The organism is Mesorhizobium sp. WSM4807 (genome assembly GCF_055811615.1).
Window position 1 is genome coordinate 1 of the sequence record NZ_JBVVQY010000047.1, and the last position, 21,347, is coordinate 21,347.

Here is a 21,347-nt window from a genome sequence, read left to right on the forward strand (position 1 = left end):
GTGGGAGAAGGTGGCCGAGCCCACGGGTCTTGCCTCCGGCAAGCCCGAGGACAGGCTCCGCTCGGTCGGATGAGGGGGTGTTTCAGCTTGGCACCAACAGCGCTCCGGCCAACACCCCTCAACCGTCTTGGCGCCGCGCGCCAATCCACCGCCCGGGGCGAGTCATCGGCCTCGCCCGCCCTTCGGGCCCCACAAGGGGAGAAGGAAGAAGGCGCCGTCGGTCAGCTCAGGTGTTGAACTTGAACAGCATGATGTCGCCGTCCTGGACGACATACTCCTTGCCTTCGTCGCGCGCCTTGCCGGCTTCCTTGGCCGCCACTTCGCCGCCCAGCGTGACGAAGTCATTGTAGGCGATGGTCTGGGCGCGGATGAAGCCGCGCTCGAAATCGGTGTGGATGACGCCTGCCGCCTGCGGCGCCTTGGCGCCCTTGTGCACGGTCCAGGCGCGCGTCTCCTTCGGCCCGACGGTGAAATAGGTGATGAGCTGCAGCAGCTCGTAGCCGGCGCGGATCACCTTGTTCAAGCCGGGTTCCTCAAGGCCCAGCGTTGCCAGGAATTCCATTTCCTCGTCATCGCTGAGCTGTGCCACCTCGGCTTCGATCGCCGCGGAAATCACCACGGTGCGGGCGCCTTGTGCGGCAGCCATCTGTTCGACCGCTTTGGTGTGCGCGTTGCCGGTAGCGGCGTCGGCCTCGGCGACATTGCAGACATAGAGCACGGGGTGCGACGTCAGCAGGTTCAACCCCTGCAGGATGCGCAGATCCTCCGCGGAGATACCTTTGAGCAGGATGCGAGCCGGCTTGCCGGCCTGCAGGAGTTCAAGAGCTGCTTCCATCATCGGAAGCACGGTCAGCGCCTCCTTGTCCTTGCCGGAAGCGCGCTTGCGGAACTGCACTATGCGGCGCTCGAGGCTGTCGAGGTCGGCGAGCATCAGCTCGGTTTCGACGGTCTCGGCGTCGGCGACGGGATCGATGCGGCCCTCGACATGGGTGATGTCGTCATCTTCGAAGCAGCGTAGCACATGGACGATGGCGTCGACCTCGCGGATGTTGGCCAAAAACTGGTTGCCCAGACCTTCGCCTTTCGAGGCGCCGCGCACCAGGCCGGCAATGTCGACGAACGAGATGCGGGTCGGAATGATCTCCTTCGACTTGCCGATCGCCGCGATCTTTTGCAGGCGCGGGTCGGGCACCGCCACTTCGCCGGTGTTCGGTTCGATGGTGCAGAACGGATAGTTGGCGGCCTGCGCCGCCGCCGTCCTGGTTAGCGCGTTGAAAAGCGTCGACTTGCCGACGTTGGGCAAGCCAACGATGCCGCATTTGAAACCCATTTTTATCCGGTCCTATCGGGAAATCGAATTTGATGAGGGCTATGGGCGAAAGGGGTGACGAACGTCAACCCCTTCGGCCCCGATCCGTGGCGAGGCTCATTCCTTGCCCCCAAACAGCTTTTTCAGCATGGCGGCCATCGGACCGGTTTCGGGCAGCTTGACCGCCGGCTGCTGCGGCCGCGCCTGACGGACGTGGCTTTGTGTTTTTGGCGCCTTGGGTGGCGGGCGGTCGTCGTCGCCCGTCGGCGTGAGCTTGTCGCGCAAGGCCAGCGTCACGCGATTCATGAAGGAATTGTCGTCGCCCTTGGCAAGCAGTCCGGCAGCGTCGGCGATGGTGTCGAGCAGCACGTTCAGCCACTCGCGGTCGCTTTTGGCGAAATCGCCAAGCACATGGCCATGCACCATTTCCTTGGCGCCGGGGTGGCCGACGCCAATGCGCACACGGCGGAAATCCTTTCCAATATGCTGGTCGAGCGAGCGGATACCATTGTGGCCACCGGAACCGCCGCCGACCTTGATCCGCACCTTGCCGGCGGCAAGGTCGATCTCGTCATAAAAGACGGTCAGCGCCGAGGGGGTGAGCTTGTAAAAGCGCAGGGCTTCGCCGACCGACTGGCCGGACAGATTCACGAAGGTCTGCGGCTTGATCAGGACGACCTTTTCGCCGCCAAGCGTGCCTTCGGCGATCAGGCCCTGAAACTTTTTCGACCAGGGCGAAAAGGAATGGCGGCGGGCGATTGCGTCCGCCGCCATGAAGCCGACATTGTGCCGATTGTCAGCGTATTTCGCGCCCGGATTGCCGAGGCCTGCAAACAGCAGCATCGTCACCTCCAGGCGGAAAGGGATTACTTCTCTTCGGCGGCAGGAGCCGCTTCGGGCTCAGCCGTTTCGACCGCCTCTTCCTCCGCCTCCGGCTTCATCGCCGCGGAGCCGGCGATGGTTGCGACGGTGAAGTCGCGGTCCGAGATCACCGGCTTGACGCCGGCCGGCAGCTTGACCGCCGAGATGTGGATCGAATCGCCGATATCGGTGCCGGTGAGATCGACGGTGATGAATTCCGGGATCGCATTGGCCGGGCAGTGGAACTCGACTTCGTGACGCACGATGTTGAGCACGCCGCCGCGCTTGATGCCGGGCGACTTGTCCTCGTTGATGAAGTGGACCGGCACGTCGACATTGACTTCTGTGTCCTTGCCGATGCGCAGGAAGTCGACATGGACCGGAAAGTCCTTGACCGGGTCGAGTTGGTAATCCTTGGGCAGGACCTGGATCTTCTTGCCGTCGACATCGATCGTGGCGATCGTGGTCAGGAACCCGCCGCCATGGATCTTGTAGTAGATGTCCTTGTAGGTCAGCGCAATCGCCAGGGGAGGCTGCTTGTCGCCGTAGATTACTGCAGGCACTTTACCGTTGCGGCGAACTGCACGGGCGGACCCCTTACCGACCTGTTCGCGCGCTTCGGCCTTGAGCTCGTAAGTATCGCTCATGGCATTTCCTTTCGCGTTGTTCTGGAGCGTTCGCGGCCGGCGAGGTGCTTGGGCCGTAAACGTCGAAAGCCGTCATGGCCCTACATGATCTGGTCCAAAATCTTTTTGGGATCACGTTAGGCCGGACAGCCTTCCGCCGCGTTGCCTCCAAGGGTGTCTACGCGGGTGGCGGCTCTATAGCGGAAGGTGGGGCAGGGTGCAAGCCAAAGGCGGATGGGCAGTATCTCGCTTTGAATCTCGGCCTTGCTCCCCCATTTTCAAACATTTGGGGTTGTATCTTGAAAGCCGACCGAAATCGATCGGTGTCAGACCGGAAACAGGCGTGCCGAAAGCAACGCAGCGACATACAGCCCGACCCCGAAGGACAAATGAGTCTTGAGGCCGCGCAGACGCGCAGTGTTCGGATTGGGCGTTTTCGAGGCTGCAATTCCGGCTCCAAAAGCTGGCTGCATTATGAAGAATGGGGCGATGACAGTGGACATGCCGACAAGAAGGGCAGGAAGCAATCATGGCGGTCCTCGTCGGAACAGGAGTCGCATCGGGAGCAGCTGAGTGGTGTGGCCTTGTGACCCCGACGATCAGCACCCGTCGTAGCTGTGACCGGGAGCAACGCCGACCGAAGCGAACGGCACCAAGAATAAGCCTTCACCGACTGATACTCAAACATGGTCACCATCCGTTGGCAGAGCTGTGCTCTCCAAAGGCCACGGATCGCAAGCCAACAACTGAAGCTTCACCCGATCGTGGCCTCTTCCTTGAGCTTCCTCGCTTCCTTCATGTTGGGAAGAAACACCGTCAGCAGCCCAAGCAGCGGCAGGTAGGAGCAGACCTGAAAGACGAAGTCGATGCCTTTCATGTCCGCGACGACGCCGAGCACGGCGGCGGCGATGCCGCCCATGCCGAAGGCGAAGCCGAAGAAGATACCGGCGATCATGCCGACGCGGCCCGGCACCAGCTCCTGGGCGAAGACGACGATGTTCGAGAAGGCCGAGGACAGGATCAGGCCGATCAGCACCGTCAGGATCATCGTCCATTCGAAATTGGCATAGGGCAGGGCCAGCGTAAAGGGCAGCACGCCGACGATAGAGAACCAGATCATCGCCTTCTGTCCGTAGCGGTCGCCGAACGGGCCGCCGAGCAGGATGCCCAGCGCCGAGGCGCCCAGGAACAGGAACAGCATAACTTGCGACATCTGCACCGAAACGCCGAATTTATCGATGGCGTAGAAGGTGTAGTAGCTGGCGAGGCTGGCCATGTAGGCGTTCTTGGTCAGCACCAGCAAGGTCAGCACCGCCAGCGCGCCCATCACCCTGCGGCGCGGGAAGGGCGAGACGAAGCCGGCCGCCTTGCGGTTGGCGAGCGAGGCGCGCAGGCGGCTGTACCAGCCGCCGACCCGCCACAGTACGAGGATGCCGATCAGCGAGCCGGCGGCAAACCAGGCTATGCTGGTCTGGCCGAAGGGCACGACGATGAAGGCGGCCAGCAGCGGCCCGATGGCCTGGCCGAGATTGCCGCCGACCTGGAACAGCGATTGCGCCAGGCCGAACCTGCCGCCCGAAGCGAAGCGGGCGATGCGGGAGGATTCCGGGTGGAAGATCGCCGAGCCGATGCCAATCAGCGACGCGCCGATCAGCAGCAGCCAATAGTGTCCGGCATAGGCCAGCACGATCAGGCCGATCAGCGAGGACGCCATGCCATAGGGCAGCGAATAGGGCATCGGCCGCTTGTCGGTGACCATGCCAATGAGCGGCTGCAGCAATGACGCCGTCACCTGGAAGGTGAAGGTCAATAGACCGATCTGCCAGAAATCGAGACCGTAATTGCCCTTCAGCAGCGGATAGATGGCCGACAGCAGCGACTGCATGACGTCGTTGACACAATGGCAGAAGCTCACCGCAAGGATGACGGTGAAGGCCGTCGCTTGCGCCGAAGTGTGGCTGGCCGTCGCCGGCGTGGCGGCGGTGGTGGCTGTCGTATCGGTCAAGGCAGGCTCCATGGTCTTTTTGGCGGACGCTGCCGCAGGCGGCCCTTATGGCCCCGCTGCCTTATAAGTCACTTGCCGGGCGACTTCTTTCGTGGTTTGGTCCAATAGTTTCGCGAGTGGGCCAATACCCAATGCCGCATGGCAACGAAATCTTCAAAGCGGGCGACACCGATCTCGGCCAGTTCACCGATCTCGGGCAGTTGCATCAGCGCCGCTGGCAGTGGCTGGAGCAGGCCGTCGGGCCGGCGGTGGCCCTGCCGACCGAATATCCCGACGGCTACCACGTGCCGCAGCATCGTCACAGTCGCAGTCAATTGCTGCATGCGCTTGTCGGCGTCGTGCTGGTGACGACGCGGCATGGGCGCTGGATGGTGCCTCCCGATCATGCGATGTGGATTCCTGCCGGCACCGAGCATTCCGTCGAGATGCTTGGCGACGTCAGCATGCGCTCGGTCTATGTGATGCCAGACGCCATTGCGGGGCTGCCGCATGGGCTGCGCGTCGTCGGCACTACAGATCTGATGCACAGCCTGATCGTGGAATCGGAAAAGCTGCCGCAGGGCGCCGAGTTGGAGGGGCGCGGCGGGCTGATCATGAGCCTCCTGCTGCATGAAATCCCGAACCTGCCGGAACGGCCGCTCGGCCTGCCTTTTCCTTCAGATCCAAGGCTTGCGGCACTCTGCCGGCGCTTCGTCGCAGCACCCTCGCCGCACGCGACAATCGACGAATGGGCCGATATCGTCGGCATGAGCCGCCGTTCCTTCACCCGTGCCTTTCATCGCCAGACCGGATTGTCGCTGTCGACATGGCGCCAGCAGGCCTGTCTGTTCGCGGCCTTGCCGAGGCTGGCCGACGGCGAGCCGATCACAAGGGTGGCGCTCGACCTCGGCTATGACAGCGTGCCGGCCTTCATCACCATGTTCAAGCGCATGCTGGGGGCATCGCCGCGCGGCTATATGCGCGGGTCAAGGGACAACATCAGGGTGTCGACGAACGGATAGCGCATGACCCCGAACCTTCGGTTCGGAAAGGATCATGCGCAAATTCAAAGTGCTACAGCGTCCTTTGCGCGTCCGCTGGACGCGCGGCGCTGTAGCGCTGGCAGATTTCAGTCGAACAGGCTCGACACCGATTCTTCGGTCGCCGTGCGCGAGATCGCCTCACCCATCAGGTCGGCGATGGAGATGACGCGGATGTTGCTGGCGTCGAGCACCGCCTGGGTCGGCTGGATGGAATCGGTGATGACCAGTTCCTGCAGTTTCGAGGCGCCGATGCGGGCGATGGCGCCACCCGACAAAACGCCATGGGTGGTGTAGGCGGTGACGCTGGTGGCGCCGGCGGCAAGCAGCGCATCGGCCGCATTGCACAAGGTACCGCCCGAATCGATGATGTCGTCGATCAGCAGGCAATCCTTGCCGCGCACGTCGCCGATGACGTTCATGACTTCCGATTCACCGGGGCGCTCACGACGCTTGTCGACGATGGCAAGCTGGGCATCGATGCGCTTGGCGAGCGCGCGGGCGCGGACCACGCCCCCGACATCCGGCGACACGACCATGACGTTGGCAAGCTTCTTGTATTTCGCCTTCACGTCGCGGGCCATGACCGGCACCGAGAAGAGATTGTCGGTCGGGATGTCGAAAAAGCCCTGGATCTGGCCGGCATGGAGATCCAGCGTCAAGACGCGATCGACCCCTGCCCGCGTGATCATGTTGGCGACCAGCTTGGCCGAGATCGGCGTGCGGCCCGAGGCGCGGCGGTCCTGCCTGGCATAGCCGAAATAGGGAATGACCGCCGTGATGCGCTTGGCCGACGAGCGCATGAAGGCATCGATCATGATGAGCAGTTCCATCAGGTGATCGTTGGTCGGGAACGAGGTGGACTGCAGGACGAAGACATCCTCGCCGCGCACATTCTCCTGGATCTCGACGAAGATTTCCTGATCGGCGAAGCGCCTGACGCTGGCTTTGCCCAGCGGGATGTTGAGATAGCGGGCGACCGCTTCGGCCAGCACCCTGTTGGAATTGCCCGCGAAAAGCTTCATGCACCGTTCCTGGTGAAAGGATGGAGACTCTGGCAGACTCTCTTGAGCCCCTTAGTCGGGGCTTTTAGCGGCCCGTGTCGGTATTGCAAGCGTCGTGATCGGGAATCCGCCGGCTAATCTCAATAAACGTCGACGACGAGGGAAGCCGGCAACATGTCAGCCCGCCTATCAGCCCGCTTGGCCGCCAAGCCATGTGGCGAACTGGTCGATCGTCTGGTCGGCGATTGCCTGCATGGTCTCCGGCGCGACAGCAGCCCAGCCTTCGCCATCATTGACCGAGGGCGCCTTCTGCTGACCGTTGATGCGATGCAGCCGGTTGCCTGCAGGGTCATAGACGTCCCAGACATAGATGACGGTGGTATCCTTGCCTTCCGACATCGTTGAGAAATAGCCTTTCAGCACATGCGTCGGGGTCTGGCCGGCGCTGCCTGCCAAGGTGATGCCGCGCTGCTTGGCTCGCGTTTGAAGCGCCGCGGTCAGCGGTGTCGCGGCTTCCACCGAGGCGCCGACGATCGGCGCTACCTGCAGTCGGGTTCGTGCGATGACGGCGGCGCTCTTTGCGGGCGGCACGGTCGTGGTTGCAGGCTGCGCAGGGGAGGAAGGCTGCGTTGCTGCGGAAGGCTGCGCGGTCGTTGCCGGTGTGGTGGGCGTTGCAGCCGTGCCGGTTCCGGCTGTCGGCGACTGCGGGGCGATGGCCGAGGGTTCGAGAACGTCCTTCGCGTTGGTGCAGGCGGCCAACGTCAGCGCCGCGAGCAATGACACGGTCGTCACGTGCGATCGCCTCATTCCCTCAAAACTCCCTGGCGATGAACGCCCTTTGCATCCGTACCATTATGGATTCATTGCACAATCAAGTCGAGATCATGGCGGGACAGCGGTTTCGGCTGCGATTCAGTCGTCAGATAGGTGCGGCCGAGCGTCATTGCCGTCTCGGTTTCGGAGTCCATGATGATCATGTGGGCGAACAGCGTCATGTTTGGCGCAATGGGTTCCGGATTGCCCTGATAGAACATCGGCATGTCCATCCATGATGGGGTGAAGCGGGCGCCGAGCGAATAGCCGCAGGCGTTGAGCCGGTGTTTGGTCAAGTTGTGCGCTTCGAGCGTGCGGGCATGCGCGTCGAACACATCGCCGAAGGTATTTCCGGGCGTCATCGCCTTTTCCACCGCCAGAAGTGCGGCGCGCGCAGCATCGAACAGTTCCTGGTGACGTTTCGACACCTTGCCGGTCAGCACCGTGCGCATCATCGCCGCATGGTAGTGGTGGAAGACGCCGGCCCATTCGAGCGTCAGCTGGTCGTTCTTGCTCAGCTTGCGACGGCCGGCCTTGTAACGGCAAAGCAGCGCGTCCACGCCAGAGCCGATGATGAACTCGTTGGCCGGATAATCGCCGCCGCCGGCAAGGATCGCGCCCTGCATGGCGGCAAGGATCAAGGCTTCGTCGCCACCCTGCTTGATCAGCGGCAGGGCCGCGTCCAGCGCGTCGTCGGCGAGATTTGCGGCCTTTTCCACCTTGGCGATTTCGGCCGGGCTCTTGAACAGGCGCAGCCGGTTGACGATGCCGGAAGCGTCGGCGATCTGGCCAAAGGTCTGCAATTGCTCGTCCAGGCGCCGGCCATTGTAGGCGGTCAAGCCGTGGGTGTCGTATTCGACGCCGATGCGGGCGCCGAGCAGGTCGAGGTCGTTGAGCAAATTGCGCAGGTCGATCGCCGGATTGGCGCCGTCGCGATCGGTCCACAGCACGATGTTGTCGATGATCGAGGTGTGGCGCGCCTGGCGCAGATCGGCCGAGCGGGTGAGCAGGATCATCGAACCGTCTGCCTTCACCACCAGGCACTGGAAGAAGCAGAAGCCGAACGTATCGTAGCCGGTCAGCCAGTACATGCTCTCCTGCGCAAACAGCAGGACGGCATCGAGCTTCTTCTCGGCGATCTCGATCATCAGCCGATCGCGCCGCGCGTCAAATTCCGACCGTTCGAAATGCAGCGCCATTATTCTGTCTCCAAAACGATTGCCGAAATCTGCCGCCCGTAATCCGGCTCCTTGCGATGCGTGGTGCGCCGGTAGGAATAGAACAGATCCTCCTCGGCGTAGGTGCAGCGGCCGAGCCAGTCGGCGTTCACGCCGGCCCGGGTCAGCCGATCGACCGTATAGAGGTTGAGGTCGAACATCGCGTGCCCTGTTTTCGCGGAAGGCGCGAAATAGCTGATATTGCCGGGGTCGGCCTCGATGAAGCGGGCGACGAATTCCGGGCCGACTTCATAGTTTTCTGGGCCGATGGAAGGACCAAGAACCGCAACGATGCGCTCGCGCCGGGCGCCGAGGCCCTCCATCGCCGCAATGGTGTTTTCCAGCACGCCTGACAAGGCGCCTTTCCAGCCGGCATGGGCTGCGCCGATGATACGCGCCTCGGCATCGGCGAACAGCACCGGTCCGCAATCGGCGGTCGAGGCGCCGACGGCGATGCCCGGCCGGTCGGTGACGACGGCGTCGGCCCTCGGCCGCTCGCCGGAAAAGGGCTCCCTGGCGATGACGACGTCGGGCGAATGGATTTGATGGGCGGTCAAGAGATGGCTTGATGGCACGCCCATCCAGTCGGCGACGCGGCGGCGGTTCTCGGCTACTTGCGTCTGGTCGTCGCTCGAGCCGGTGCCGATGTTGAGGCCCCGATAGATGCCGCTGGAGACGCCGCCCACGCGGGTGAAATAGCCGTGGCGAATGCCTTGCGCCCGCGCCTTTTCCAGCAAGGGCGACCGAACAGGATCCGGTTTGGTCTGATTCAGCATGGCGGCGTTGTTGTCCGTGTGGGCGATTTCGTCAAGCGACAGTCCAAAAATCGGCGACAGTCCAAGATGGGCTACAGTCCAAAGATCGGCGACGGTCTGAAATTGGGAGAGTGGGAGAGGCGGCAGCGAAAAGTCAATCCGCTGTTGCAAAGGGTGGAACGGCGATGCCGGCAGGCAGGACGGCAAGCACCTTGAAGAGGTCGCCCATGGCTTGCGGGCCGGCGAGGCGTTCGACCTCGCCTGCAATCCTTTCACGAGCCGCCTCATCGGCATTGGCGCCGAGCTGGCCGGCCCGTTCGAGAAGGCCCATTTCCACCAGGAATTCGCCTTGCGTGGAAAGATGGGCATCGAGGCCATGCGCCCGCACAATCGCGGCAAGGGCGGCGAAATCGACATGGGCGGTGAGATCGGCTTCGCCCGGATTGGCCAGCACATCTTCGTGATCGTGCTTGCGCAAGGCCTGCAACGTGTCGCCGATCCCTGGTCGGAGATAGCCATAGTCGAGGAAGAGGCCGGCGCAACCGAGCCCGGCCAATCGCTCGGCGATGGTCGCCATCAGCGCGGCTCGGGCCGGCGCGACCTCGACGATCGCGCCCTGTGGTGCGTTTTCGGCATCGTTCGGCAACAGCATTGGATCGACCGAGCCGGCGCCGGCGAAGAAGTGCAATTCGTCCGCGCCGTCGAGGCCGACCATCCGTTCGCGCCAGCCTGTTCCGGCGCGGACGAACTGGCGGATGGGCACCGCGTCGAACAATTCGTTGCCGACGATGAAAAGTTGGGTCTGCGGCAGCGTATCGATGCTTTCGTGCCAGCCGATCGCGGCAGGCGTGGCGGCAAGCGTTTGCTTCTGGACATTGGCCAGCCGCGGGCTGGTCTCGATCATGGCGAACGACGCACCGGCGGTCAGCGCCGGATCGAGCCGCGAAAGCGTGCGCAGCATGTCCTTCATCAGCGTGCCGCGGCCAGGGCCAATCTCGGCGATGGTAACCGGCATCGGCTGGCCGGTCGCCAGCCAGGCTTCGTAGAGCCAGACGGCGATCAGCTCGCCGAACATCTGGCTGATCTCCGGTGCGGTGACGAAGTCGCCGGCAGCCCCGAACGGCTCGCGCGTCGTATAGTAGCCGTCCCGCGGATCGAACAGGCAAAGCGCCATGTATTGGTTGACGGGGATCGGCCCCGCCGCACCGATCAGCTCGACGATGCGGGTTTTCAGCCGGGTCATACCGGCTGCGATTTCGTCACTGGTCTAGGGCGACGTGCGTCCATCTGGAAAGTACGCTCTGGCGTTTTGATTCTACGCATCGTGCTTTCGCAAAATCGATGCCGGTTTTTGGACCGATTCGGTAGCCGTCGCCATCGCCCAGATGCCGGCCAGCAGCATCGGAAGCGACAGCACCATGCCCATCGTCAGCCAGCCGGTGCCGAGGAGGTAGCCGAGCTGCTGGTCGGGCTCGCGGAAGAATTCGACGAAGATGCGCGAGAGACCGTAGCCGGCGATGAAGGCGCCGCCGACGAAGCGCGGCGTCTTCAGCTTCAGCCTGGAATGGGTGAGGAAGCGCAGGATCAGGAACAGCACCAGGCCTTCGAGCAGCGCCTCGTAGATCTGGCTCGGATGGCGCGCAAATGGCCCGCCATTGGGGAATTCGACCGCCCATGGCACGTCGGTCGGCCGGCCCCAGAGCTCGGAGTTGATGAAATTCGCCATGCGGACAAGGCCAAGGCCGACCGGCACGCCGGCCGCCACCACATCGAACAGCGACCATGTGCGAATGCCGCGCGACCAGGAAAACAACGTCATGGCGAGAATGACGCCGAGCAGCCCGCCATGGAACGACATGCCGCCCTGCCAGACGGCAAGGATATCGAGCGGATGGGTGATGTAGCGCGGCAGGTCGTAGAACAGCACGTAGCCGGTGCGCCCGCCAAGCACCACGCCGATGGCCGCCCAGACGATGAAGTCGTCGAGATCCTCGGGCTTCATTGGCACGGTGCCGTCGGGCCAGAGCCTCGCATTGGTGACGAGCCGCTTGGCATACCACCAGGCAAAGAGAATGCTGACGATGTAGCCGACGCCGTACCAATGCACCGCCAGCGGCCCGATCTGGACGATGACCGGGTCGATGTTGGGGAAGGGCAGGGCGGCCAACGGCAGCATAAGATATTCGCTCAACAGGATCTCCCGGTTGCGATCACGTTCGGGCGCGGACCATGCGGCAGGGTTTTGGCGGGGTCAAGGCGACGTGGATGCTTGCATTCCGCGTCGCGCGCCACTACGTCAAATCGAGCAAGCGAGGATTTGCCATGTCGACCGGACCGAACCGCATTCTCGATGAATTCGCCAAGCTGATGACCGACGCTGCGGGCGCCGCGCAAGGCGTGCGCCGCGAGGTGGAAACCGCCTTCAAGGGGCAGGCCGAGCGCGTTCTCAACTCAATGGACCTGGTGCAGCGCGAAGAATTCGAGGCCGCCCGCGATATGGCGGTAAAAGCCAGGGAAGAAAATACCCGTCTCGCGACGCGCCTCGAAGCGCTCGAGGCGAAGCTCGCCGAATTGACCGGACAGGCAACACCTGCGGCTGCGGCAAAGCCCAGATCAAAAAAATAATCGTTAAACTTTTCCACAAAGCACAATCGCAAAAAGCGCTTTGTCGTGAATCGCTTACCGGCATTGCGTGAATCTTTGTGACAGCGGCTTTCCACATGCGAATGACGCAGTGCGAAAAATTGGGCTGGTCACGCGACTCCCGATCAATAGACTGAATTTGTTGCATGATTCGGAGCAGGGTCATGCGCCGGGCGGTGGGGTCCGGTCTGGGGTCTTTGGCGTTGACGAAGTCCCGGCCGTCCGAGTTCTAGACAAGATTGTTCGTTGTGTGTGCCTCTCCCGCGGAGCGTGTGGTGGCGCTCCGCTCCCAGGACGACAGGAAGCATTCCATGGAACTTCTCGAACTCGAATTCTCGCGCGAAATCCATCCGGTGGATGTTATCGAGCAGGTGGCGCACAACAACGACTGGTCCTTCGAACGGGCCGGCGACGACGAGATTTCGATTTCGGTTGCCGGAAGCTGGACCGACTACCACGTCTCATTCTCCTGGATGGAAGATTTCGAGGCGCTGCATCTGGCCTGCGCTTTCGACATCAAGGTGCCGGAGGCGCGCGCGCTCGAAGTGATGCGGCTGCTTTCGTTGATCAACGAGCAGATGCTGTTCGGCCATTTCGACCTCTGGGAGCAGGAGGGCGCGATCATGTTCCGCCAGTCGCTGCTGCTAGCCGGCGGGGTCGAGCCGTCGAGCCAGCAGGTCGAGGTGCTGTTGTCGTCGGCGCTGGAAGCCTGTGAATGCTATTTCCAGGCGTTCCAGTTCGTCGTCTGGTCGGGAACCTCGGCCAAGGATGCGCTGGCCGGCGTCCTGTTCGAGACCTACGGAAACGCCTGAGCCAGGTCCTCAATGAGTTCGAGCAGCCAGCGCAAGCCCGAGATCAGCTTCGCCGATTTCGACCGTGTCGATATCCGCGCCGGCACCATCGTCGAGGCCGAACCGTTTCCCGAGGCGCGCAAGCCGTCGATCAAGCTGAAGATCGATTTCGGCCCTGACATCGGGGTGAAGAAATCATCGGCGCAGATCACCAAATATTATGCGCCGGAAACGCTGATCGGCCGGCAGGTGTTCGCGGTGGTCAATTTTCCGCCGCGGCAGATCGGACCCTTCATGTCGGAAGTGCTGACGCTTGGCTTTCCCGACGAGGAGGGTGCTGTCGTCCTCGGCGCAATCGAACGCAAGGTCCCTGACGGCGGCCGATTGTTCTAGCTTCGTCATCCACGGGCGGGGCGGGAGCGAAGCGGACGCGCAGACCCGAGGATCCATGCCGTAGCAGTGGTCGAAGAATAGGACGGTCCAGAATCGCGTTGTTCTTTCCTTGGCCGCTCCTGTGGAGCAAGTGCGGCTCGCCGCCGCCTCAGCCCAACAGGTTCTTCACCGAAGGGGCCGCTCGCAGGTCACGGAATGGATCCTCGGGTCTGCGCGTCGGCTTCGCCGCCGCTTCGCCCGTGGATGACGAAAGTTGGTGTCAGTTTTCGCTGGGTGCCCAGCGCCTCTCCAACCGTTTCCAGGAACATTTCCGCGCAGGCTTTCCAGCTATAGCGCATCGCCCGTTGGCGCGCCTCGGCGCGATCGACGTGGAGCGCGGCGAGCGCGGCCTCACGCAAATCGTTTGACACCGCTCCGCCGACGCCGTCGCCGACAATGTCGATTGGTCCGGTCACCGGATAGGCTGCGACCGGCGTGCCGCTGGCCAGCGCCTCGATGATGACATTGCCGAACGTGTCGGTGCGGCTGGGGAAGACGAAGACATCGGCCGAGGCGTAGATTTCGGCCAGTTCGTCGTTCGGGCGGTGGCCAAGGAAATTGGCATCGGGGTATCTGGCCTTGAGCCTGGACAACTCCGGCCCCTCGCCGACGATCACCTTGCTGCCGGGCAAATCCAGATCGAGGAAGGCGGCCAGGTTCTTTTCGATCGCGACGCGGCCGGCACAGAGGAAGATCGGTCGCTGGAGTCCCAGATCCTTCTTCTTGTCGGGCCGGAAATGGTCGGTGTCGACGCCGCGCGTCCATGGTCTCAGCTTGGTGAAGCCGCGCGCCGACAAATCGTCCGCCAGCGACTGGGTGGCAACCAGCGTGCCTTGTCCGGAATTGTGGAAATCGCGAAGCCAGCGATAGGCCCAGGCTTCCGGTATAGGCAGCCGCGCGCTCAGATATTCCGGAAAGCGCGTGTGATAGCTTGTCGTGAACGGCCGGCCTGCCTTGCGGCAATACTGCCGCGCCATGATGCCGAGCGGGCCCTCGGTGACGATATGGATGTGATCGGCGTTGCGCGCTTCGATCAGGCGCGCGACGCGGCCTGGCGTCGTCAGCGCCAGCCGGATGTCCGGGTAGGTCGGCAGCGGCAAGGTGCGAAAGATGTTCGGGGTCAGGAAGTCCGTCTCGACGTCGAAGGATTTCAGGGTTTCCGAAAGCCGTTCCAGCGTGTGGACGACGCCGTTGACTTGCGGGCGCCAGGCGTCGGTGACCATCAGGATGCGCATAGCAGGCCTTTGCTTGAAAGGTCGTCGGTTTCCTTGATGCGAGGCCGCAAGGCCGAATCAATCAGGATCACGCGCTTCATGCGCGCTCTTCAGCATGGATTCATGACGGGCCGATGAAGGCATAGCCGATGGCCGTCTACAACCATCGGAAAGCAGCACATCGGCCCGAAAATCGAATTCGATTTTCGGAAAGCACGATGCGTAGGTTCAAATTGTTAGAGCGTACTTTGTGGTCCAATTGGACGCAGGTCGCTCTAATCAGGCCGGAACCTTGATGACTGCGCGCAAGCCGCCGAGCGGGCTCTTGTCCAGCATGATGTCGCCGCCATGGCTGCGGGCAATGTCGCGTGCGATGGCAAGGCCAAGGCCGGTGCCGCTGGCGTCGAGATTGCGGGCCTCGTCAAGCCGCACGAAAGGCTTGAACACGTCCTCACGCTTTTCGGGCGGAATGCCCGGACCGTCGTCGTCGATGGTGACGAGCAGTGAGCCGCGGCCGTGGTTGGCGTTGATCTCAACCGTCTTGGCATAACGGAAGGCGTTGCCGACGACATTGGACAACAGCCGGGCAAAGGCGTGGGGCCGCACATGCACATTTGGATCGCCGGCGAGGGCGGTCGACAGTTTGCGCTTGCGCAGCGTGGCCTCCTCGCCGAGCTTGTCGAAATAGGCTTGAAGATTGAAACGGCCGGCGTCTTCCGTTGCCTCGCCGCGGGCAAAGGCAAGATAGCCTTCCAGCATAGACTGCATGTCATCGATGTCCTGGCCGAGCGCCTCGGTGTCGGCCTTGGTCCCGGTCAGCGCAAGCTGCAGCTTGAAGCGGGTGAGAATGGTCCTCAAATCGTGACTGACGCCGCTCAGCATGGCGGTGCGCTGTTCGAGTTGGCGTTCGATGCGTTCGCGCATCTGGATGAAAGCAAAGCCGGCGCGGCGAACCTCCTCGGCACCGCGCGGACGAAAATCGAGCGGCATCGGCCGGCCCTTTCCGAAACTTTCGGCGGCCTCGGCCAGCGTCAGGATCGGCCGGATCTGGTTGCGCAGGAACGGGATGGCGATCATCAGCAGCACCAGCGAGGTGCCGACCATCCAGATCAGGAAAATGTGCGTGTTCGAGGCATAGGCCTGGCTGCGGCGCACGAAGGCGCGCAGCACCTTGCCTTCGAGCTGGACGCGGACCTCGATGATATTGGAATTGCCGACCGTATCGATCCAGAACGGACGGTTGATCTGATGGGTGATCTCGGACGAGAGAATTTCGTCGAGGATCGAGAAGAACGGCTTTGGACCGGGCGCCGGCAGCGGATCGGGCGGAAGCAAGTCGATCTTCAGCTGCATGCGATCCTGTGCGATGCGGATGATGTTGGCGTAGTCGGCGTCGTTCGGATAGGTTTCGACCAGGTCGACGATGGCGGCAATGTCACGGACTGTGGCCTGCGACAGGCGCTGCGTCACGGTCTGCCAGTGGCGTTCCATGAAGACAAAGGCGAGGACCGATTGCAGCAGGATCATCGGCGCGATGACGATGATCAGCGAGCGGGCATAGAGCCGCTTCGGCATGTAAAGCGAAACGAGGCGCCAGAACCGTTTCCAGGCAAGCGGCACCGCCTTGAGCGCCCGCGTGGCGCGAGCGCTCAAGCCGCGATCTCCCGGCCGTTCCAGTTGTGTGGTCGCCATTCGCCCTTTTTGCTCATCTTCAGCCACTCAGCAAGGGGCTGTGGGCGTCAGTCTATTCCACGCTGAGCCGATACCCAATACCGCGCACGGTCTGCAGCCAGACCGGATTGGACGGATCGCGCTCGATCTTGCGGCGCAGCCTGTTGATCTGGACGTCGATGGTGCGCTCGCCGACTTCGGACTCGTCGCCGACAAGTTCATGGCGCGGTATCGTTTCGCCGGCCCGCGCCGCGAAGATCGCCAGGATCTCCTGCTCGCGGTCGGTCAGCTTCAGAGCCTCGCCGCCGCGCTTGAGCTCCCGCCTGGCGATCTGGAACGTGTAGGGGCCGAAGACCAGTTGCTCGACCTTGGGCGTCGTCGCCGGACCGCCGCGGCGCAGGATGTTGTTGATGCGCAGAATCAATTCGCGGGGATCGAAAGGCTTCGGCAGATAGTCGTCGGCGCCGGCCTCGAGCCCGGTAATCCGGCTGTCGGTCTCGGAGAGCGCGGTAAGCATCAGGATCGGCACGTTCTTGCTTGCCCGCAGCGCCTTGGCGAGATCGACGCCGGTTTCGCCCGGCATCATGATATCGAGCACGAGCAGATCGAAATCGAGGCCGGCGAGCTTGCGCCGCGCTTCGCCGGAATTTCCGGCAACGGTGACGCGAAAGCCGTTTTCGGTCAGATATTGTTTGAGAAGATTGCGGATACGGGTATCGTCATCAATCACCAGCAGATGTGGCGCGTCGTCGTCCGGTGCTGCCGGTCGATCAACCCTTTCAATGGTCTCCATGGCTTTTCCCTGACGTTTCTGCAGGCACAATGTCGATCTGCGCCCTTAGTTCCGGATTGACCATCGCTTCCAGGAAGCGCTCGATCAAGGCGCGTTCGGTGGCTCCGGAATCTTCCAATGCAGCATGGATGCGGCGTGACTGTGGCCGTGCCAGCGCCAGTGCCAGTGCGCGGCCCTTGGCTGTCGGATAGAGCTCGCGCTGGCGGCGGTCGCGCGGACCCTGCAACTGGACGATGTGGTCGGTGTCGATCAGTTGCTTGAGCACGCGCGCCAGGCTCTGCTTGGTGATCTTCAGCACGTCGAGGAGTTCGGCGACCGTCAGGCCCGGCCTGCGATTGACGAAATGCAGAACCCGGTGATGGGCGCGGCCGAAGCCGTAGTCGGACAGGATCTGGTCCGGATCGGAGGTAAAATCGCGATAGGCGAAGAAGAACAATTCGATGATGGCAAAGTCGATGCCGTCCTCGTCGGTGATCGCCGTCCTGATCGGTTTTCCGGCTGGGTGGCTGCGATCCGTCATCTTTTCTCCGTGCGAAAGGGAAATTATGTCAGTACTGTTGACGTAATTTCCCGGCAATGGTAATTTTTGACAAGCTTTTCGGCGGATTGCGAACGAAAAGGCAAGGGGAAGCCGTTTTTCCGGAACTTCCTGTGTTTGCCAGACCTTATATATCCGCCTACGCTTCGAGATACCCGGCCGCCTGGTGCGGCTGACATGAAACACGCAACGGACAATAATGTGCGGGCGGCCGCCCGCGGGAGGTTACCATGGCATCCGTTCCCTTTGACCAAATGGACGGCTTTATCTGGATGAACGGCGAGTTCGTCAAATGGGCCGACGCCAAGATCCACGTGCTGACCCATGGCCTGCACTACGCCAGCGCGGTGTTCGAGGGCGAACGCGCCTATGGCGGCGAGATTTTCAAGCTGACCGACCACAGCGAGCGCCTGCACGAATCGGCACGCCTGCTCGGCTTCAAGATTCCCTATTCGGTTGCCGAGATCGACGACGCCTGCCGCACGCTGTTGAAGAAGCAGGGTTTCCAGGATGCCTATGTCAGGCCGATCGCCTGGCGCGGCAGCGAACAAATGGGCGTTTCGGCGCAAAACAGCCGGATCAACTGCGCCATCGCCATCTGGCAGTGGCCGAGCTATTTCGATCCGGCACAGAAGCTGAAGGGCATCCGTCTCGATCTGGCCGAATGGCGCCGCCCCGATCCGCGCACCGCGCCGTCGAAATCGAAGGCTGCCGGCCTCTACATGATCTGCACCATGTCCAAGCATGCCGCCGAAGCCAAAGGCTATGCCGACGCCATGATGCTCGACTGGCGCGGCCAGGTTGCGGAAGCGACCGGCGCCAATATCTTCTTCGTCAAGGACGGCAAGATCCACACACCCACCCCCGATTGCTTCCTTGACGGCATCACCCGCCGTACGGTGATCGGCCTTGCCAAGGATCGCGGCTTCGAGGTGATCGAGCGCACCATTATGCCGGAAGAGCTTGAAGGCTTCCAGCAGTGCTTCCTCACCGGAACGGCGGCAGAGGTGACGCCCGTTTCAGAGATCGGTCCATACCGATTCGAGGTGGGTGAAATCGCCAAGACTCTGATGAACGACTATTCTGCAGCCGTTCAACCCAAGCACGCGATCGCCGCAGAATAACGAAAGTCACAGCTTTTTTATAAGTAGGGGCGGTTCTCGAGCCGCCCCTTTTATTTAAGCAGTTCTGCATTTGACTTTCGTCCAATTCGGCGTCTCATGATGCTGTCGGCCCGGGAGGCTGGCAGCTATGGAGGGACTGGTACTATGGACATGAACACGCTTCTTCCGATCATTGTTCCGGTGATTACGGGTATCATCGGTGGCCAGGCGGTGGGCGCGGCGCTCAAGACAGCGGCAATGGGGCAGCTTACTAAAATCCTGGGCGGCGCGCTTGGCGGCGTCGGTGGTGCGGCCATCCTCGGCAGCCTGCTCGGCGGTGGTACGATCGATCCGGCTGCAGCCGCAGCGGCAACGAGCGGATTGGGCAGCGCGCTGAATGTGCAGAACATCGTAGGCGGTGCCGGTGGTGGCGCCATTCTGACGGCCATCATCGGCGCGGTCATGAATGCGATGAAGAAGTAAGCCTGGCGGTTTCGGGCTTTTCGCATGGGCGGCTTCGGCCGCCCATTTTTGTGTCGTGGCAGCGGTGGACGCCGTTTACATGTGTCTCTACATCAGGGGCCGACACAGCGAAAGGACGATCATGGGTCAGCTCAATGCCGGTATCGTGCCGGTCACGGCGTTCCAGCAAAACTGCACCATCCTCTTCGATATGGACGACAGACAAGGCGTTGTCGTCGATCCGGGCGGCGACATCGACAAGGTGCTGGCAGTGCTCAAGGATAATGCGATCAACGCCGGCGCGATCTGGATCACGCATGGTCATATCGACCATGCCGGCGGCGCCATGGAACTGAAGGAGGCGCTCGGCATCGAGATCATCGGCCCGCATGAGGCCGACCGTCCGTTGCTTGCCAATCTCGAGAACCAAGCGAAACACTACGGCATCGCCGATCCGGTGCGCAACTGCGTGCCCGACCGCTTTCTCAGCGAAGGCGATACCGTCTCGTTCGGCCAGCACGCGTTCGAGGTCTTTCATTGCCCGGGCCACGCGCCCGGCCATGTCGTATACTACAATCGTGCTGCGAAGTTCGCCCATGTCGGCGACGTGTTGTTCCGCGGCTCGGTCGGGCGCACCGACCTGCCGGGCGGCGACCATGCCGCGCTGATCGCCTCGATCAAGGACAAGCTTTTGCCGCTCGGCGACGACATCGGCTTCATCTGCGGCCATGGTCCCGGCGGCCGCTTCGGCGAGGAGCGCCGGAGCAATCCATTCCTGATTTAAAGCGCGTCGCGTCTGGGGTGCCTCAAGCGACGCGCTTCAATCTCTTCCCTTTGCATACGGACAACAAAAAAAGCGCTGGCCTTGCGGACAGCGCTTTTTTTGGGGCAGGAAAGCCTCAGTTCGCGGTGCAGAAATGCTGTTCGCCGTCATAGCCGATGAACGTGCCGGTGCGGGCGTTGAAAGAGCGATAGCGATCCGAACAATATTCATACCAGCCACGGGTCCATGGCTCTGCGTAGCCGTCATTGTAGACGACCCGCGGTTCCGCGTAGTAGCGGCGCACCGGGGCGGGGCGTGGATAACGACCATAATCGTCGTAGCCGGGGTCGTAATAGCTGGGCTGCGGGTTGTTGAGCGCACCAACGATCAGGGCGCCGGCCGCGAGGCCAAGGACGCCTGCCGCGATCGCATCGCCATTGCCACGATGATGGTGCCGGTGGCGCCAGTCACCAGCGCTGGCCGCTGGCAAGGTCGCGAGCATGGTCGCAGCAATCGCGGCGGACAGGACGGCGGTCTTGAAAATTCGGTTCATGTCGGTCTCCTTCATGCCGGCCCGGTTAATCTCGGGGATGCGGTCCGGCTTTACCGAAGCTGATAGGCGACCGTGGCTGAACGGGGGCTGAACGAAATTGACGGGCTGGGGCCAGCCGATATTCATCGACGGCATGGCGCAAGGCACAGATATCGTACGCTCAACAAGGAGTGGACCTGCGCCACGGGACCGTCCGACGCTGTCTCGAACTCGGCTCAGCCGATCGACAGGTTGACGGCTTTCGGACCCTTGCCGCGCTTGTCCGGCTCGGTGTCGAATGTTACCTTCTGCCCATCCTCAAGACCGGGAAGACCCGACGCCTGCACGGCCGAAATATGGACGAAGACATCCTTCGCCCCATCATCCGGCGTGATGAAGCCGAAGCCTTTGGCATGATTGAAGAATTTGACGGTGCCGGTCTGCGGCATGGGAAGCTCCTTTGATCCCATCAAGTCCAGTCTCGGGCCGGCAAATGCCCGAGTGGAAATTTGTCGTTTATTTTAGCGTCATCGGCAAGAGAAAGTTTTGCGAGCCCTGGCTTGCCGCCACGCCACGAAAAAGGCGCGACGAAAACCGCCGCGCCTTCGAAAACTCGGGTCCGGCCCTGAAAGCCGGTTCAAGGCCTCTGAAGGGCCTCGGGCACATTCCTGGCACGTCCGCGCGGACGTGGGGGGCCGCCCAAGAAAAACCCCCCCGATTGAACCCCCTAGGGGCCAAGGCCAAACGGGGGGGGGACGCGGCCGAAGGTGCCAAGTTGGGCACGAGGCGCGTGGGG

At 62.4% G+C, this 21,347-nt stretch carries 24 protein-coding genes; 8 read left to right on the forward strand and 16 right to left on the reverse strand.

Going from position 1 to position 21,347, the window contains the following annotated elements; translation table 11 throughout:
* Nucleotides 1-226: 226 nt before the first annotated feature.
* From ychF to AC0L3N_RS31620, 3 genes are all read right to left on the reverse strand, one after another.
* Nucleotides 227-1,330 (reverse strand): redox-regulated ATPase YchF, encoded by a 1,104-nt coding sequence (ychF, locus tag AC0L3N_RS31610; RefSeq protein WP_258122604.1) that lies wholly within the window; start codon nucleotides 1,328-1,330, stop codon nucleotides 227-229.
* 96 nt (nucleotides 1,331-1,426) lie between these two features.
* On the reverse strand, nucleotides 1,427-2,152 hold the full coding sequence (gene pth, locus AC0L3N_RS31615) for an aminoacyl-tRNA hydrolase (protein ID WP_473551487.1): 726 nt from the start codon (nucleotides 2,150-2,152) through the stop codon (nucleotides 1,427-1,429).
* A gap of 23 nt (nucleotides 2,153-2,175) precedes the next feature.
* Nucleotides 2,176-2,817, reverse strand: a complete 642-nt coding sequence (locus tag AC0L3N_RS31620) for a 50S ribosomal protein L25/general stress protein Ctc (RefSeq protein ID WP_123148481.1) — start codon at nucleotides 2,815-2,817, stop codon at nucleotides 2,176-2,178.
* Between the two features lie 74 nt (nucleotides 2,818-2,891).
* Here AC0L3N_RS31620 and AC0L3N_RS31625 point away from each other — a divergent pair, with 74 nt between their 5' ends.
* Nucleotides 2,892-3,386 carry a hypothetical protein gene (locus AC0L3N_RS31625; protein ID WP_473551489.1) on the forward strand — a complete coding sequence of 165 codons (495 nt, stop codon included), beginning with the start codon at nucleotides 2,892-2,894 and terminating at the stop codon, nucleotides 3,384-3,386.
* A gap of 164 nt (nucleotides 3,387-3,550) precedes the next feature.
* Here the strand turns inward: AC0L3N_RS31625 and AC0L3N_RS31630 are convergent, their stop codons facing one another.
* Entirely contained in the window at nucleotides 3,551-4,801 is a 1,251-nt protein-coding gene (locus AC0L3N_RS31630) for an MFS transporter (protein ID WP_473551490.1), read from the reverse strand.
* A 131-nt stretch (nucleotides 4,802-4,932) separates the two neighbouring features.
* On the opposite strand from AC0L3N_RS31630, the gene AC0L3N_RS31635 reads away from it, so the two are divergent.
* A complete protein-coding gene (locus AC0L3N_RS31635; protein ID WP_473551492.1) occupies nucleotides 4,933-5,802 on the forward strand; it encodes an AraC family transcriptional regulator in 870 nt (289 codons plus the stop codon).
* 107 nt (nucleotides 5,803-5,909) lie between these two features.
* Here the strand turns inward: AC0L3N_RS31635 and AC0L3N_RS31640 are convergent, their stop codons facing one another.
* The 6 genes from AC0L3N_RS31640 to lgt form a co-directional block, all read right to left on the reverse strand.
* Nucleotides 5,910-6,845, reverse strand: coding sequence for a ribose-phosphate pyrophosphokinase (locus tag AC0L3N_RS31640; protein ID WP_123148470.1), 936 nt, complete (start codon nucleotides 6,843-6,845; stop codon nucleotides 5,910-5,912).
* 168 nt (nucleotides 6,846-7,013) lie between these two features.
* Entirely contained in the window at nucleotides 7,014-7,631 is a 618-nt protein-coding gene (locus tag AC0L3N_RS31645) for a hypothetical protein (RefSeq protein WP_473551493.1), read from the reverse strand.
* Nucleotides 7,632-7,684: 53 nt separating this feature from the next.
* Nucleotides 7,685-8,836, reverse strand: a complete 1,152-nt coding sequence (locus tag AC0L3N_RS31650) for a M24 family metallopeptidase (protein ID WP_473551495.1) — start codon at nucleotides 8,834-8,836, stop codon at nucleotides 7,685-7,687.
* The gene (gene pgeF / locus AC0L3N_RS31655; RefSeq protein ID WP_473551496.1) at nucleotides 8,836-9,630 is read right to left on the reverse strand and encodes a peptidoglycan editing factor PgeF; all 795 of its coding nucleotides are present in this window, start codon (nucleotides 9,628-9,630) and stop codon (nucleotides 8,836-8,838) included. Before pgeF ends, AC0L3N_RS31650 begins: the two co-directional genes overlap by 1 nt.
* 133 nt (nucleotides 9,631-9,763) lie before the next feature.
* Nucleotides 9,764-10,852, reverse strand: coding sequence for a class I SAM-dependent methyltransferase (locus AC0L3N_RS31660; RefSeq protein WP_473551498.1), 1,089 nt, complete (start codon nucleotides 10,850-10,852; stop codon nucleotides 9,764-9,766).
* Between the two features lie 72 nt (nucleotides 10,853-10,924).
* Complete coding sequence (gene lgt / locus AC0L3N_RS31665; RefSeq protein ID WP_473551499.1) at nucleotides 10,925-11,800, reverse strand: prolipoprotein diacylglyceryl transferase; 876 nt, start codon at nucleotides 11,798-11,800, stop codon at nucleotides 10,925-10,927.
* A 131-nt stretch (nucleotides 11,801-11,931) separates the two neighbouring features.
* Here lgt and AC0L3N_RS31670 point away from each other — a divergent pair, with 131 nt between their 5' ends.
* From AC0L3N_RS31670 to AC0L3N_RS31680, 3 genes are all read left to right on the forward strand, one after another.
* Entirely contained in the window at nucleotides 11,932-12,234 is a 303-nt protein-coding gene (locus AC0L3N_RS31670) for an accessory factor UbiK family protein (RefSeq protein WP_473551510.1), read from the forward strand.
* 329 nt (nucleotides 12,235-12,563) lie between these two features.
* Nucleotides 12,564-13,064, forward strand: a complete 501-nt coding sequence (locus tag AC0L3N_RS31675) for a type III secretion system chaperone family protein (RefSeq protein WP_006202532.1) — start codon at nucleotides 12,564-12,566, stop codon at nucleotides 13,062-13,064.
* A gap of 12 nt (nucleotides 13,065-13,076) precedes the next feature.
* Nucleotides 13,077-13,436, forward strand: a complete 360-nt coding sequence (locus AC0L3N_RS31680) for a tRNA-binding protein (RefSeq protein WP_473551500.1) — start codon at nucleotides 13,077-13,079, stop codon at nucleotides 13,434-13,436.
* A gap of 188 nt (nucleotides 13,437-13,624) precedes the next feature.
* Here the strand turns inward: AC0L3N_RS31680 and AC0L3N_RS31685 are convergent, their stop codons facing one another.
* The 4 genes from AC0L3N_RS31685 to AC0L3N_RS31700 all read right to left on the reverse strand — a co-directional run bounded on the left by AC0L3N_RS31685 (nucleotide 13,625) and on the right by AC0L3N_RS31700 (nucleotide 17,673).
* Entirely contained in the window at nucleotides 13,625-14,710 is a 1,086-nt protein-coding gene (locus tag AC0L3N_RS31685; protein ID WP_473551502.1) for a glycosyltransferase family 4 protein, read from the reverse strand.
* 258 nt (nucleotides 14,711-14,968) lie between these two features.
* Complete coding sequence (locus AC0L3N_RS31690; protein ID WP_473551504.1) at nucleotides 14,969-16,381, reverse strand: ATP-binding protein; 1,413 nt, start codon at nucleotides 16,379-16,381, stop codon at nucleotides 14,969-14,971.
* Nucleotides 16,382-16,433: 52 nt separating this feature from the next.
* Entirely contained in the window at nucleotides 16,434-17,153 is a 720-nt protein-coding gene (locus tag AC0L3N_RS31695) for a response regulator (RefSeq protein ID WP_095491594.1), read from the reverse strand.
* Nucleotides 17,140-17,673 (reverse strand): MarR family winged helix-turn-helix transcriptional regulator, encoded by a 534-nt coding sequence (locus AC0L3N_RS31700; protein ID WP_473551505.1) that lies wholly within the window; start codon nucleotides 17,671-17,673, stop codon nucleotides 17,140-17,142. Before AC0L3N_RS31700 ends, AC0L3N_RS31695 begins: the two co-directional genes overlap by 14 nt.
* 248 nt (nucleotides 17,674-17,921) lie before the next feature.
* Here AC0L3N_RS31700 and AC0L3N_RS31705 point away from each other — a divergent pair, with 248 nt between their 5' ends.
* From AC0L3N_RS31705 to AC0L3N_RS31715, 3 genes are all read left to right on the forward strand, one after another.
* Entirely contained in the window at nucleotides 17,922-18,815 is an 894-nt protein-coding gene (locus tag AC0L3N_RS31705) for a branched-chain amino acid aminotransferase (RefSeq protein WP_029349987.1), read from the forward strand.
* 144 nt (nucleotides 18,816-18,959) lie between these two features.
* A complete protein-coding gene (locus AC0L3N_RS31710) occupies nucleotides 18,960-19,277 on the forward strand; it encodes a hypothetical protein (RefSeq protein WP_473551507.1) in 318 nt (105 codons plus the stop codon).
* A 121-nt stretch (nucleotides 19,278-19,398) separates the two neighbouring features.
* The gene (locus AC0L3N_RS31715; RefSeq protein WP_473551508.1) at nucleotides 19,399-20,040 is read left to right on the forward strand and encodes an MBL fold metallo-hydrolase; all 642 of its coding nucleotides are present in this window, start codon (nucleotides 19,399-19,401) and stop codon (nucleotides 20,038-20,040) included.
* Between the two features lie 115 nt (nucleotides 20,041-20,155).
* Here the strand turns inward: AC0L3N_RS31715 and AC0L3N_RS31720 are convergent, their stop codons facing one another.
* Together AC0L3N_RS31720 and AC0L3N_RS31725 are read right to left on the reverse strand one after the other, a co-directional pair.
* On the reverse strand, nucleotides 20,156-20,572 hold the full coding sequence (locus tag AC0L3N_RS31720; protein WP_123148558.1) for a BA14K family protein: 417 nt from the start codon (nucleotides 20,570-20,572) through the stop codon (nucleotides 20,156-20,158).
* Between the two features lie 215 nt (nucleotides 20,573-20,787).
* Nucleotides 20,788-21,000 carry a cold-shock protein gene (locus AC0L3N_RS31725; protein ID WP_006202521.1) on the reverse strand — a complete coding sequence of 71 codons (213 nt, stop codon included), beginning with the start codon at nucleotides 20,998-21,000 and terminating at the stop codon, nucleotides 20,788-20,790.
* Nucleotides 21,001-21,347 lie beyond the last annotated feature (347 nt).